Source organism: Alteromonas stellipolaris (assembly GCF_001562115.1).
Classification (GTDB): domain Bacteria; phylum Pseudomonadota; class Gammaproteobacteria; order Enterobacterales; family Alteromonadaceae; genus Alteromonas; species Alteromonas stellipolaris.
Window position 1 is genome coordinate 2,917,958 of record NZ_CP013926.1, and the last position, 14,159, is coordinate 2,932,116.

The following is a 14,159-nucleotide window of genomic DNA, read 5'->3' on the forward strand; positions in this document are numbered from 1 at the left end:
TATCAGTTGTGGTGAGGCATTAATGATCATGGCCTGCCTCCGATTTTTCCAAATCTGCTTTAATTATGTAGCTATTGGAAGCCACGACGCGTTCGCCTGCTTCAAGGCCACTGATGACCTCGATATAGCGACCATCTGAGACACCAAGCTCTACCGCTCTGGGCGCATACTCATCACCCTCAACCACAAAAACAACTTGTTTGGCTTCATACTCTTGCACAGAAGATAGAGGAACCGAATGACTTACTGACTTAGTTGACGTCTTAACTTGTGCTTTGACCAGCGTGCCGAGTGGCCAATATCCAGTACTATTGTCGACAGCTATATTGGCAAGAGAGTGTGGATTGCCATCAGTTGAAGGCGTAATGTAAGCAATCTTGGAGGTTTGGTTGAAACCTGCGTGGCTTAGTTCAACTGACTGTCCAACCTTGATGCTGCTAAGCATTTGTGAAAAAACGGTCAGCTGTGCCCATACGTTTTTATAGTTAGCTAACGAAAAAAGTACTTGCCCGTTTGATAACTCCCCATTATTCGCATGTCGCGCAATCACATTGCCATCAAAAGGTGACGTGATGGAATAACTTTTTAAACTCTCATTGGACTCAACAACCGCTAAAATATCACCTTTCTTAACGGAGTCGCCAATGTTGACTTTTACATCTTTAATAACACCGTCAAACCGTGCTCTTATATGACTAAGTGAGGCGGGGTCTGCACTAATTCGCCCATAAAGCGTACTCGTTAACGCAATATCGCGTGCGAGCACGGGAGTTGCAGAAATACCATTCTGAATTGCTGTTTCATTGCTCATTCTTACGACTTCACCTGCGTGATTGTCTTGATCGCTGGAACTTACATCACTGTGTTTACCTTCTGCGATTGCGGTTAGGCTATAAAGGCTAAGGGTGAAGATAGAAATAAGTACTTTTTGTATTGTGAATTTATTCATAATCATGACTTCTTATCGAAATGTTAGATGACTGCTGCCAATTGTTTTTGTGACTTGGGTGAATTGAGTCATCATTGTGCTCATTCGTCAGCGCGAGACCTGTGAGCGTTTCAATTTCTGTTTTGCTTAGATGCACTTGAGACGCCGCCTCTATTAATGTCAGGCGGGTTGCCAGAAATTCTTGTCGAGTAGTTACCCATTCCAAGTAGCTGAAACGGCCCTCCAAATAGGCGTTCTCGACTAAATCTAACGCGCCCTTTAACTGAGGAATTACCTTGCGCTGAAGTGTGTCAATCTCTAGCAATGCTCGTGTATGTTCGCCTAACGCTTGATTAACTGAATGTAATAGGCTGCGAACGTTGCTTTGTCTTTGCTGCTCTATTGCGTCAAGACGTGCCCTGTTTGCTTCATATTCACCAAGGTTTCGTTCTTTTTGAAACAATGGAACGCTTACGCCGGCAACCAGTGCGGTTTCATCAATACCTTGCATTTTGCGAAGCCCCGCTGACCACTCAATATCAGCGCGGTTATTCGCTTGCACTAAACGAAGCTGCGCCGCTTGCACACGGCTTTGTTTAGCGTATAGGTCAATGTGAGGGCTATTTTGGATTGCGACTGCCAGCGCATCAAACGACGCAACTTTGTTAAAAGCAAAAAGATCGCCTTCCACACGCTTAAAGCTCGGTGCCTGCTCCCCCCACATGATGGATAAACTGCGCAGGCCAAATCGAAGGTCTTGTTGAGCTAGATTAACATCGAGCTTTGCTTGGGCCAGCGCAGCTTGGGCACGTTTTTGTTCTAACAAGGGGGACGCGCCTGCTTCAACGCGTTTCGTTACGGCATTCAATGTATAAAGTGCAAGTGCCTTTGCATCTTTTATGACGTCTAAGTTCGCCTGCAATACGAGTACTTTGATGTAACGACGATTAAGCTCACCGAGGATATTTAAGGTGAGTATTCGCTTTTCAACATCTTCCTGTATTCTTCGTTCAGAGAGTACATACAACCTTGCTGCTGGCTTATCATTGAGCTGTAACACTGAGGATAATGTCAAGGTAACTTCAAGCTCTTTGAGACCTGATACCTCGCCGGTTCCCAAAAAGTTCTCTAATTCAACCCCTGCATTCAATGCGGGTTTAAGCGCTGCCGTTTTTGACTCTCCGTCTATAACACGTTGTTTAAATTCAAATTCATACAAACTTGGATTGTTGGCAAGTGTTAGTCTAAAAGCGTCCTCAAGAGTCAGCGTTTCTCGTATGGGCGCTTGGACACTTTTGTCTACAAATCTGTTGGTTTTCGCCGCATGAGCGGTCGGTGGACTGAGTAATAAGCCCAGTATGCAACTGCACACAATGGCAGATGCATGCCCGAAAATAGGAAACATTTTCATTGGAATATCCTAATAATTTATCAATGTTTAGCATCGCGAGTGTTATCAGCGCGGTGCTATCGAAAAAACGTACTAGGAAGTAATTTTGGGGGGGCGAAGTAATCGGTTAATAGGTGCGTCAATTACCGCATCTAAATAGTTGAAATTGTGGACTGAAACCACTGTTTTCAGACTGTTGATATGACTCTGACTGACCCATTGTGCATGTGTGCCATGGCAGTGGCCGCAATGGTGACAATCAGCAGGATTGTGGTGCTCTGCACTTACTTTATCACTGGTTTCATTGGTAGACAGCTCAGACTGTTCTTGCTTGTGTTCTGAATGCTTATGCTCGTGTTGCAAGTGCTGAATGTCTATTGCATGAAAATCTAACGAATTCGCCACAGCAGAAAACGACTGAAAGAGTATCAGCGAGATCACGATGTAACTTATGCGTTTTAGATTTTTCATGTATGAAAGTTTACCAAGCCTAATTCACTTCGTCACGACATTGCTCATTAGCAAACTCCAGCTCAACTGTCGTATGTTCAAATTTATACTTTTCTAACGAACTGTGTATGTTTTCTTTGAGTGATTGGAGGAGCGCAAGACTGACATCTTCATCAAGAACAAGATGGACCGTCATTACATTACGCTCACCGTCTAGAGACCAAATATGAAAATGATGAAGATCACTTACCTTATCGTTTGCCAGTAAATCGCTTCGAATCTTTGAAAGCTGTTCTTCATCGGGCGTTGCTTGCAAAAACAGCATTAGGGTTTCTTTGAGATTGCGGAACACATTGAAAAGGATGAAAAAAGTAAAGCCAATGGATAAGATTGGATCTAAAATAGGCCAAGGCTTAAACATTAAGACGATGGACACGATAAATACTGCTACCCAACCAAGCACATCTTCCAGCAAATGCCAGTTGAGGACTCGCTCATTTAATGAGTCTCCCTCACTCAGTTTGTAAGCCGCAAAGCCGTTTACTGCCATCCCAAAGACAGACAATAAAACCATCCCTTCAACTTGGGGCATTTCAGGCTCAGCCAAACGAGGTATCGCTTCAAGCAATATCCAAATGGAGCCTACCGTCAGCACAATACCGTTAATCAATGCACCGAGTAAGGAAAACCGTTTGTAGCCGTATGAGAATGTTTGATTAGAATCTTTATCGCTAAGCTTGTTTAACCCCCAAGCAGTGCCAATCGACAAACTATCGCCCAAGTCGTGGACAGCATCTGCCATAATAGCGGTGCTGTTGGTAACCCATCCACCAATAAATTCAATAATAGTGAACACCACATTTAAGCAAAAGGCCCAACCAATACGTTTAGACGCGTTGGCTGAATTTACGTGCGAGTGTGAATGGTTATGATTGTGCATTTCTAATTTTTTCCAATATGGCTTTGTTTTCGGGTGAAATAGGCATTGGCTTGAATGGACTCACGTTTGCCCCACCAGTATTGCCCTCAGGCAATAAGCCAATTGGAGTTTTAGTCAGCGAACCTATCATTCTAAAAATTTGTCCAAATATCTCTTTAAGGTCGCGGCGTTTTATTCCAAATTTAAGCATTTCATAATGCACTCGTGTGTGGTGGTATGTTGAGTACTGACCGATAACATGAGCATCCTCTAAGGCCTTAAATCCTGCTTTATTGTCATTGTTCGAAAGGGATTTATGCGCGGCGCTCAGTTTTTGAAGTATGTAAGGTTTTGCTGCTTGAGTGAAATTCATACGATCTCTCCATTCGTCGAGCTGTTTTCACGGAATTCCTGTCTGGCGTCTTTTAGAATTAAGACTGCGCCTCGTAACACAACGATAGAAACAATAAAACCTATGACCAAATCAGGCCAACGAGTATCGAATAGATAAACCATCGCACCCGCCAATATCACTCCTATGTTTGCAATGACGTCGTTTGCCGAGAATATCCAACTTGCTCGCATATGCACCTCGCCATTTTTTTGTTTTCTGATTATCGCCAAACATATAACGTTGGCGATAAGTGCAACACCGCCCATGCCCATCATAAGCATAGATTCAGGCTCACTTCCAAAGGTTGCGCGACGCGCTATGTCAACCAAAATAAATAGGCCTAATGCCAATTGAAAACACCCACTGATTTTTGCAGCATTGGCTTTGTGAACAATTGTTTTCCCTACTGCATATATACCAACACCGTAAACGACTGCGTCAGCCAACATATCAAGGGAGTCTGCAATAAGTGCCGTTGAGTCAGCGAGTAACCCTACACTCATTTCAATGATAAACATCACAGCATTGATGCCCAATAGCCAGTAGAGAACTGCCTTTTGTTCTTGGTCTTTTATCTCAATTTCGCACCCACAACTACTCATAAAGACACTCGCTTTACTCACCTATGATTCGAGTGTAAACTCTATACTTGGTATAGAGTCAAGCTTTAGGCAAGTTAAAATGAAAATTGGGCTTCTGGCAGCTAAGGCAGGGTTAAGTATTCAGACAATTCGTTTTTATGAGCGTAAATCACTATTGGCTGCACCTGAGCGAACGGCATCGAATTATCGAAGCTACTCTGAAGATGCACTGAAGCAGTTATTGTTTATAAAGCAATGTCGTGCATTAGATATGACAATCGAGGAAATTAAATTAGTACTGGAAACCCGAGCAAATCCAGAGAATAGCTGCGAAAACGTTAATACCACAATAGATAAGCATGTTGACGATATCGAACATCGGATATCTGAATTAAAAGTACTACAAGAAACACTGATTTCAATTCGTTCTGCTTGCGATCATGATAAGACGGTTAAAGAGTGCGGAGTATTGCATCAATTAGATAGCATTGCAGAAGTGTGTTCTTCTAGTACGGAGAATTAGTCTCGAATTATCAGTTTTATGTTGGAGTTGTTCCATAGGTATTCGGCTAAAGCAGCCATTCAATTTTTATTAGTCGTATGACCGTTGATCCCTCATTGGTGCCATTAAAATCTTAATGAGCCAAGGTCTGCTTCACGTACACAGCCGTCCTATAGCTGGCGATGACTGGCATCAATAGACAAGAAACGGACATTCAGTTTCGAGTTTCAATCAGCCGAAGCGTTATCGGTCGATTGGTTTGAATTGGTAGCCGTTTTCTCTATCAATATCGGTGAAGTATCTATGTTTTTGTATTCATAGATGGCTTTTGCTCTTTTAACTAATCTTCTATCCTCTGACAAGATTGCAGTGCAGTATGCTCCCATACCTATATGACCAGCATCACTTCTTACATTTTGAATTTTATTTATGTTCCTGCATTTTTTTTCTGCTTGAAAACCCAATATATCCATAACTGCATTACACCCAATTATGCCAAGGTACAGCGGCCATAACTCATAGCCCTGCTTATCAACGGGATCAAACCCAAAAAACTGATCGCAGCTAATACCAGAACTTTCCATTGATGGTGATATTATGTCCCAAATTTGGGCAACCTGATTTTCCCCAGAAACACCGCCAATAGTTCCTTTTTCATCACCAAACGCAGCTCTGGTCTTTTTAATGTCGTTTCCATTCGAAATCAATTCGTCAACCACCGAATCAACTACAGGTTTGATAGTGGCAACTTTGTTAGTCATTTCTGTTCTGTCAAATGGCAAATCAGATGTTAGTCGTAAAACTTGATCCGCTAAATTATCTGAAAGTTCTTTTAACGGTCCCTCATCTCCACCGCCGTTAACCCACACTTGAAATGGGTCAAATATGGTTTCGTCGAATTCGACGTTGCCTATTGCTTCAATATAGTTCTGATAGTTCTCAATTGGAGTAAGGTCTTCGATCAGTCTTGCTTTACCAGTAATATTCCAATTTTCATCAAGTATGAGATCTAGCATTGTTGCGCCAATGTTGTTTAATACGTCTAAATATTTATCCGGGTCGGAAGCTCGCTTGATTTCTGTAAAGTGTTCCTTCGAATAGATCCATATCACGTCATCTCTATTACTGAGGTTAATATGTCCTTGCAACTGTAGACCTATAATATTTTGATCGATGTAAACTAATGGGATACTCATAAAACTCCGAGAAGACTAACGCCGAAAACTGAGGTCGGCAAAAGTGCACAGCGTTATGCCGGTCCACGCGATCGACCGCTGTGCCTTATTAAAAGTTACTGCCAAGTAGCGCCCAGTTTTTGGAAAAGTATGTTTCTATTCCTTTTCCCGGATTATACTTAGGATATAGCTTTTCGAACTCAATTCTAGCTGCCTCATACGATGTGTCTGGAATTACAGAAACTCCCTTTGCCAAGAATAGCAAGGCTAGTGAAGGGGCCCTTGACTCACCTTGATTGCAGTGAATTAATAGTTTCTTTCCTTGCCCCCAATGCTTATCTGAGAATTCTAAAAATGCTGTAAACAAAGGAGGCATAAACAACGGGACAGGAGGGTCGATAATATTGAGAAATAGGTCATTTTCTTTCTCAAGCACCAAATAGTTCGGGTGTGTATTTGCCAACTTTCCCCGATATCCCACAGCATGCTGATGACATGGGCTTTTGCAAGCATGTACTACAGCAAGATTACTATTGCCATTGGTGCATGACTGGTCGTTTGTGACGATTACTCTTTCATGTATTTCTAGCACACAGAACCTCCTTGTAACTTTTAACAGTTTATTACTGAAACTTCATAGTAGCACCCGTTTCCACTGAAAAACTATATTCTGTGGTTTTATAGGAAGGAGCCAACGTCTGCAATACGTACAGAGCAGCCTAATAGCTTCAGAGGCTCCTTAAGACAAACAGCAGACGTTCAATGATGTGATCTCTTACGTCGGACTTTGGTCATAAGCAGACATCTCAACACTAAGTCTCTAAGAGCAGTATGCGGTCAGTCAGAATTTGGAATTCGTTTTTCAGTTAGTGCTTTAAAATGAACTTATCATTAGGAACAAAAATACTGAAAGTTTTGTTTGTCAGTAAATCTCACAAATATCTCGAAATTTCTTTACGCCTATATCTTTCAAACACTGTGGGCAATAACCTTTTTCATATGGACTGAAAAGGTTGTTTGGTGTGCTTTCGAATGGAGAGTGATTAACCTTGTGACACTGAACAATAATTTTGTCACTACTATTTATTTCACCCTCTGTTCGATTATCAACTTTACTTTTGATACTAACGGATTCTAGTGATTTCAATCCAAGCCTATAGGCAATATACGCTGCACGCAGTTTTAGGCGTGCTAACAAATGCTCAATATGCTTTTTATTACCTGGTGTTGTTTTCCCTTCGGTAACGGCGCAACATAGACAATATGAAAAATTTGATGGGTCATTTTTCTCTGACTTCTGAGACAGCTTGTTGAGAGACTCATAATAAATAGGGTGTTCAATGGTGTGTATTCCAATGACAGTAACCTCGTTGCACCGGAAAGCAACTAAACCTCTAGGCTCAACCCCATCTACAAACGATGCGTTGGGGTGGAAGGTTCGCATGCGTTTGATGTGAACATCCTCATCATAGGTTTTACCCGGAGGTAAGGAGTAACAATTGTCGCAGTATTGTTTCTTCGCCTTGCGTTTGACCGAACCAAATGTCTTCTTCCATTGATTGAGAGTTTTAGATTGCTCGTGCCCTTTCAGACAAGTTAGCGTCACCACAATGCGCCCCTCTGATGATTCACTTGGAGCCGCATCTTCTAAGATACTGGTGTAGGTGTACCACTTTTCAGGGTTGCCCCATCCGGTTGTAGAGATGACTTCCATTATCTTCTCTTTCCACTGATAAATAGTGCCTGCGAGATGAGGGTCATTCGTGAGCGGTGTACCGGAATTATGACAATGAATACAATAGAAACCGTCGTTCCTAGTTAGATGCTCTATCAGCTCATTGGTAGAGATGCCGATGGTGAGTTTTGTTTGGCAGAATGGACACGTAATCTTGCTCTTGAGAGTGCTGACAATAAGCTGTCTCTGGATATCCTCAGAGAGCTTGTTCCAAACCTCTCCCAGACCTTTTTTGATTTTATCTTCTCGCTCAACTTGCTGTCTCAATGCATTATCTTTGGAGATACACTGTCTGCATCCATGTAAGCCGTTACCTTGCTTGAAATACCGCATAGTATTGGTATTTGTGTGCCCACAAGCCATCTGTATAGTGACCTCATCATCTGGAGACAACAGAGCATCTTTGTCAGGTAACACTAGTGAGCATTTAGCTTCGCTCAAGACATTTAGAAATTCTTCTCGGTACTGACGATAGCCGTATTGCTTAGTGAAATTCACTTCTTCCTCTACTCGTTCAAGCTGCTCTGAAGTGGCTTGAATTCCGAGCTTTTCCTCAATCTCAGCGAGTAAGACTTTACTATCAACCCCAGGGCTCTCAATTTCTATGAAGGTATATCCCGCTTTTTCGGCATTGTTCCTTTTTATTGGATCATAAAATGAGTAACGCTCAACTTGCGTGGGACAGCGCCTTGGATCTACGACATCTGTGTGCCATTTTGATTGGCGTTCTATGGCTATCTTGAGTAAATCATTTATAACGTCAATCTCAAGTCGTATTTGCCTATCCTCTTGCCCAAACATCGGTGCTGTGTTCCACCAGGGCCTAACATTGCTCAGCCACTTCCCACTAGGGTATAGCCCTTTCATAATGGCCAAGATCAAACGCTCACCTGTGCGTGCCGTTTGTTGAAAATTGCATTCTCTTGCTTTGGTTAGCGTGTTGTGTTTGATATCTCCTGTTTGGGTTTTATATTCAAAATATAGCGCGGATCCCCTTTTATGTGTTGGGTCTATATTACCTTGTCTTCCAAGACATCTTAGGTAGGTTCCATTGTGAGCTGCGCACTCTTCTTTGAACGATAGCACCGTGTCTTCGTCTGTTTTCTGATACTTCAATATTTTTCGCAATTCAGAAGCGGGAACCTCATTGAGATTTTGACCTTCTGGGTATCTATATAAATACTTTGCAGGGATATAGACATTGAAAAAATGCAACCTCGCTCTGGTCCGAGTAGGGCGGTAATAGCCCAGATAGCAAACGTCTGCGCTTGGGAACTTTGCCTTGAACTCTTTTACAAGTGGTGCAACATCACCACGCACCATCTCGAGTTGTTTGCTATAACAAAGTTCACGATTGCCATAGGCGATATTTCGTATTTCCGTATGCTTGATAGGTTTACCAAATTTTAGTCTGCTTTCCTCATCAAAAAGCTGCACACTAAGGCTTGAAACGTCAAAAGATTCGACGATAAACGACATGCCTAAATTATTCTTTTTAAGAAACGTATCACAGACTTCCCGGGTCACAGCTATGGTTTTACAAATTACACAACCGGTGCCAAGATGCCCTTCTTTAACTGCCCTTAAGTTATCTAGACTTTGGTATTGGCCTGGTCCGCAACTTTTTGCACCACATATTTTACAGCAGAGCGGGAGTTTGGTTTTCACGTTCAACACGTTTGGTAATGCAGCATCGCAATCAATTTGAAGGTCCCCATATTTTAATTTATCGACATGAAGTGAGCTGATTTCCCGATTTATATACCTAATGTTCATTTTCCCGACTCAAGGTGGTGGTCTGTTAAGTGTATTGGCCTATCAATATAAGTGAATCTCCGGCTACTCATCAGGCATTTAATACTCATCTTTTGTAATTGCTCACATTTAATTCTGAACGACCGCAATTTGTCTTTTGGAGTCCGTCAATGTTGGCTGTAGGTAATCTGTGTATCTCAAGTTCAACTAGTATATGCAAGGGTCGAATTGATTATCACAACTCATAGAAGTGAGATGGGTCGACATTAATCTTTAATGGCTCCATTGGATCGTCGTTAAGTGGTTTATCAGTATGTAATATTATTCGCCACTCATCTTGGCCTATAAACGGCTCTATCGGGATTTTGGTCATGACATTAGGGTTATACTGTACAAGGGCTTCAGGTATCCCATCTACGTAATAGCCGATAATTTTTCCTGTAGTATTGGCCCTTGTTCGTTTAAGTCCAAGGTATTGGTACGAGACTTGTCCGTAGCCACATTGAGAGACATTTATTTGCTTTGATGCTTGCTGTAGCACATCATTTGCTAGGTCTGCCAGGCTTTTAATACCCAATGTATTACCGCCAAATCCCAGTCTTATTTCTTCTTTGATGTTTAATCCATGCAAGGACATGACATAATGTGTTGGATGTTCGGTGCCCAGTAATCCGCCATGTTCACATTTGATTCGCATACCACCTTCAAAGTTAAACTCAGTGAACAATCCAGAGACATTGATACCTTCAAAACGGTCTTCTCGACTCAAGTCATCGGCTTCGAGTTCTTGGTAAAATACGTTTGTTCTAAGCCATATGCTACCGCCTGATAAAGTATGCGGATAAACGTCATTTTTTACCGTACGGAACAAGATAGGCTCATCAAGTTTTGTATTTACTATAGCCACTGAGTCACTCCTTGATTTAACGATTGGAAAAACACTCCGAAGACTATAACCTTTGCGAATCAGCAGTGTGAAGCATTTATTTGAGAGTTTCTCATTGTGGTAATGTCAGCTTACGAGCAAAATCAAATGTAAGAAATCACATCGTCAAACGTCTGCTTATCGCTCATAGGTGCCATTAAATTCTGAATGGCCCAACTTCCGCTTGACGTACAAAGCTGCCGCATACCAAAATAGCCCCGAAAGGCTCTTACTGGCGCTTAGCTATCTATAAAAAAATAACGCAGCAAATAAAAAAAGCCTATCCCCGCCGGGATAGGCCTTTTAGAAGATTATCAATGTTGGCGTCTAACAGAGTCAGTAAATATTAACGTACCTTCCTAACCCCACTGTAATGCACACAACATTAATTTAAACCGCTGCGCACACTCGTGTACCTTGGTCGATAGCTCGCTTTGCATCAAGCTCAAGGGCTTCATCGGCACCACCAATTAGGTGATAAGGCATATTAAGCCCTTCAACAATGTCGCGCATTGGCTCTTGGCCAGCACAAATAATTACGTTATCAACGGCAAGCAGTTGGCTTTCACCGCCTACGGTAATGTGTAAGCCTTCATCGTCAATTTTGTCGTAAGTTACGCCTGGGATCATTTTAACCCCTTTTGCTAATAACCCTACGCGGTGTGCCCAGCCCGTGGTTTTACCTAAACCAGCACCCACTTTATTAGTTTTACGTTGCAGCAAGAATATCTCGCGACTAGAAGGCTCTGGCTGAGGCTTAACCCCTTCAATGCCTGAGCGAGCGGTAAAGGTCATATCAATGCCCCACTCTTTCATAAACGCGGGTATATCTTGGCTTGGGGTCGATTTGCCGTGTGATAAAAACTCGGCTGTATCGAAGCCAATACCACCAGCACCAATGATGGCTACGCGCTGCCCTACTGGCTTTTTCGCTTTCAGTACATCTAGGTAGCTCATCACTTTTTCATGCTCAACGCCTTCAATGGCAGGCGTGCGCGGTTTAATACCTGTGGCCACCATCACTTCGTCAAAGCCTTCGTCGTTAAGCATGGCTGCATCAACTCTGGTATTAAGCTTTAACGTAATATTCTTATGCAGCTCAATTTGACGAGCGAAGTAACGTAAGGTTTCGTAAAACTCTTCTTTACCCGGAATTTGTTTCGCCACATTGAACTGACCACCAATTTCATCAGCACTATCGTAAATTACTACGTCGTGACCACGCTGGGCAGACGTTACGGCTGACGCTAAACCTGCTGGCCCTGCACCTACTACCGCAATGCGTTTTTTGTTGTCGGCCGGCACTACGTTTAGCTCTAACTCATGACATGCACGTGGGTTAACCAAACAGCTGGTTAACTTGCCATTAAATACGTGGTCAAGGCAGGCTTGGTTACAGCCAATGCAGGTGTTTATTTCGTCTGCACGATTTTGCTGTGCTTTACGTACGAAGTCGGAATCGGCTAAGAAAGGGCGTGCCATCGACACCATATCTGCATCACCGCGTGCCAACACTTCTTCCGCCACTTCGGGTGTATTAATTCGGTTTGAGGTAATAACAGGAATACTTAAAGCTTCGCGGAACTTCGCTGTTACCCAAGTAAATGCGGCTCTAGGTACCTTGGTGGCAATAGTAGGAATACGGGCTTCGTGCCATCCAATACCGGTATTGATAATAGTCGCACCGGCTTTTTCAATTTCTTTTCCGAGCTGAACCACTTCTTCGTAGTTTGAGCCACCTTCAACAAGGTCTAGCATTGATAAACGGTAAATAATGATAAAGTGCTTACCCACCGCTTCACGTACACGACGAACCACTTCAATAGGTAAGCGAATACGGTTTTCATACTCGCCGCCCCAATCATCGTCTCTATGGTTGGTGCGCTTGGCAATAAACTGGTTTAAGAAGTAACCTTCAGAGCCCATAATCTCAACGCCATCGTAACCTGCTCGTTGTGCTTGGGTGGCTGAAAATACGAAATCTTTAATTTGCTGTTCTATTTCGTCGTCTTCTAATGCCTTTGGCTTGAACGGGTTAATAGGCGCTTGTACTGCAGAAGGGGCTACCAGTTTATCGCTGTAGGCATAGCGACCTGTATGCAAAATTTGCATACAAATTTTACCACCCGCAATATGAACGGCATCGGTGACTTCTTTGTGATGATTAATGGCTTCGTCTGTGTCTAAACGGCGAGTTGATGGATGGGTTGAGCCTTCTTCGTTGGGACCAATACCGCCGGTAACGATAAGGGCGACACCGCCTCTAGCACGTTCTGCATAAAACGCAGCCATATGTTTATGGCCCTTTGGCATTTCTTCTAAGCCGGTATGCATTGAACCCATTAATACGCGGTTTTTAAGCTGGGTAAAACCTAAATCTAACGGGCGAAATAAACTTGGGTATACAGGATGATCGGTAACGGTCGTATTCATCATAAATCCTTAACTAGTGCCTGTTTCTTAATGCTTTTATATTCTGTTTTTACTGCGTATTTCACGTGGGCTATTCGGTCGCCTGCACGCTAGTCTTTCATTTTATTTACTGCGCCATGAAGTGGCTCAAAATCAGGAAGCGATTGGGTTTTCTGTGCTTCCATGGCTTTCATCACATCTTCCATTTGGAACATGCCTGCTTGCCAGGTGGCCATGTAAGTTAAGCTCTCAGCAACGGTATGCTCAGTTGCGTAGTTAATCATGGTTTTCGTGCCTGCTACCGCAACGGGAGAATTCATCGCGATAGACTGCGCTAACTTAGTCACTTCGCTAAGCATGATATCTTGATCATCAAATACTTTATTCACAAAGCCTAACTGCTGGGCTTCTTGTGCGCCAAAATTACGGCCGGTATACGCCAACTCTTTCACCACACCAATAGGAATAAGCTTAGGTAAACGCTGCAGTGTGCCCACATCGGCGGTCATGCCTAACTGCGTTTCTTTTATGGTAAAGAAGGCATCGCTGGTGCAATAACGCATGTCACAGGCGCTAAGTAAATCTACTGCGCCGCCAATGGCACCGCCTTGTACTGCTCCAATTACCGGCATGCGGGCTTGCTCTATGGCCGTGAAGCTGTCTTGCAATAGCATCACCATACGGCGCATGCGTTCAGCGCGACGTGATGGGTCGCCTTTAAAGTCTTTTGCCATGTTCAAAAATACTGACAAGTCCATGCCAGCTGAAAAATGCTTTCCGGTAGAAGAAATAATAATCACACGAGCGGTGCCCTCGTCGTCTATCGCGCGAATAGCAGCGGGGAATTCTGTCCAAAAGGCAGGATTCATACTGTTCATGGCTTCTGGCCTGCTTAACACGACCTTTGCAATGTATCCCTCTTGTATAACCTCAAGGGTAGAATACGTGTTTTCTTGCGACATTGACTCGGCTTCCATTTCACTCTCCTGTTAA

13 protein-coding genes are annotated in these 14,159 nt (G+C 43.0%); 1 reads left to right on the forward strand and 12 read right to left on the reverse strand.

The genetic code is table 11. The annotated features are described in order from the left end of the window. Window positions 1–19: 19 nt before the first annotated feature. The 6 genes from AVL57_RS12390 to AVL57_RS12415 form a co-directional block, all read right to left on the reverse strand. Window positions 20–949, reverse strand: coding sequence for an efflux RND transporter periplasmic adaptor subunit (locus AVL57_RS12390; RefSeq protein ID WP_057796048.1), 930 nt, complete (start codon window positions 947–949; stop codon window positions 20–22). After that, entirely contained in the window at window positions 942–2,339 is a 1,398-nt protein-coding gene (locus AVL57_RS12395; protein ID WP_057790917.1) for a TolC family protein, read from the reverse strand. The genes AVL57_RS12390 and AVL57_RS12395 overlap by 8 nt, the downstream gene beginning before the upstream one ends. 72 nt (window positions 2,340–2,411) lie before the next feature. After that, on the reverse strand, window positions 2,412–2,789 hold the full coding sequence (locus tag AVL57_RS12400) for a hypothetical protein (protein ID WP_044056645.1): 378 nt from the start codon (window positions 2,787–2,789) through the stop codon (window positions 2,412–2,414). Between the two features lie 19 nt (window positions 2,790–2,808). Further along, the gene (locus AVL57_RS12405) at window positions 2,809–3,708 is read right to left on the reverse strand and encodes a cation diffusion facilitator family transporter (protein WP_057790915.1); all 900 of its coding nucleotides are present in this window, start codon (window positions 3,706–3,708) and stop codon (window positions 2,809–2,811) included. Continuing rightward, on the reverse strand, window positions 3,695–4,060 hold the full coding sequence (locus AVL57_RS12410) for a DUF3703 domain-containing protein (protein ID WP_057790912.1): 366 nt from the start codon (window positions 4,058–4,060) through the stop codon (window positions 3,695–3,697). Before AVL57_RS12410 ends, AVL57_RS12405 begins: the two co-directional genes overlap by 14 nt. Then, window positions 4,057–4,683, reverse strand: a complete 627-nt coding sequence (locus AVL57_RS12415) for a cation efflux transmembrane domain-containing protein (protein ID WP_057790911.1) — start codon at window positions 4,681–4,683, stop codon at window positions 4,057–4,059. Before AVL57_RS12415 ends, AVL57_RS12410 begins: the two co-directional genes overlap by 4 nt. 79 nt (window positions 4,684–4,762) lie before the next feature. Here AVL57_RS12415 and AVL57_RS12420 point away from each other — a divergent pair, with 79 nt between their 5' ends. After that, window positions 4,763–5,185, forward strand: a complete 423-nt coding sequence (locus AVL57_RS12420; protein ID WP_057790908.1) for a Cd(II)/Pb(II)-responsive transcriptional regulator — start codon at window positions 4,763–4,765, stop codon at window positions 5,183–5,185. Between the two features lie 206 nt (window positions 5,186–5,391). Here the strand turns inward: AVL57_RS12420 and AVL57_RS12425 are convergent, their stop codons facing one another. The 6 genes from AVL57_RS12425 to AVL57_RS12450 all read right to left on the reverse strand — a co-directional run bounded on the left by AVL57_RS12425 (window position 5,392) and on the right by AVL57_RS12450 (window position 14,143). Continuing rightward, entirely contained in the window at window positions 5,392–6,360 is a 969-nt protein-coding gene (locus AVL57_RS12425) for a hypothetical protein (RefSeq protein WP_057790906.1), read from the reverse strand. An 88-nt stretch (window positions 6,361–6,448) separates the two neighbouring features. After that, window positions 6,449–6,931 carry a protein-tyrosine phosphatase family protein gene (locus AVL57_RS12430; protein ID WP_057790905.1) on the reverse strand — a complete coding sequence of 161 codons (483 nt, stop codon included), beginning with the start codon at window positions 6,929–6,931 and terminating at the stop codon, window positions 6,449–6,451. Between the two features lie 330 nt (window positions 6,932–7,261). Then, window positions 7,262–9,850 carry a hypothetical protein gene (locus tag AVL57_RS12435; RefSeq protein WP_057790902.1) on the reverse strand — a complete coding sequence of 863 codons (2,589 nt, stop codon included), beginning with the start codon at window positions 9,848–9,850 and terminating at the stop codon, window positions 7,262–7,264. A gap of 214 nt (window positions 9,851–10,064) precedes the next feature. Then, a complete protein-coding gene (locus AVL57_RS12440) occupies window positions 10,065–10,736 on the reverse strand; it encodes a hypothetical protein (RefSeq protein WP_057790900.1) in 672 nt (223 codons plus the stop codon). Window positions 10,737–11,144: 408 nt separating this feature from the next. Continuing rightward, window positions 11,145–13,187: an NADPH-dependent 2,4-dienoyl-CoA reductase gene (locus AVL57_RS12445; RefSeq protein ID WP_057790898.1), complete on the reverse strand. Its 2,043-nt coding sequence runs from the start codon at window positions 13,185–13,187 to the stop codon at window positions 11,145–11,147. An 89-nt stretch (window positions 13,188–13,276) separates the two neighbouring features. After that, window positions 13,277–14,143 carry a crotonase/enoyl-CoA hydratase family protein gene (locus AVL57_RS12450; RefSeq protein ID WP_082604885.1) on the reverse strand — a complete coding sequence of 289 codons (867 nt, stop codon included), beginning with the start codon at window positions 14,141–14,143 and terminating at the stop codon, window positions 13,277–13,279. Between the last annotated feature and the right edge of the window lie 16 nt (window positions 14,144–14,159).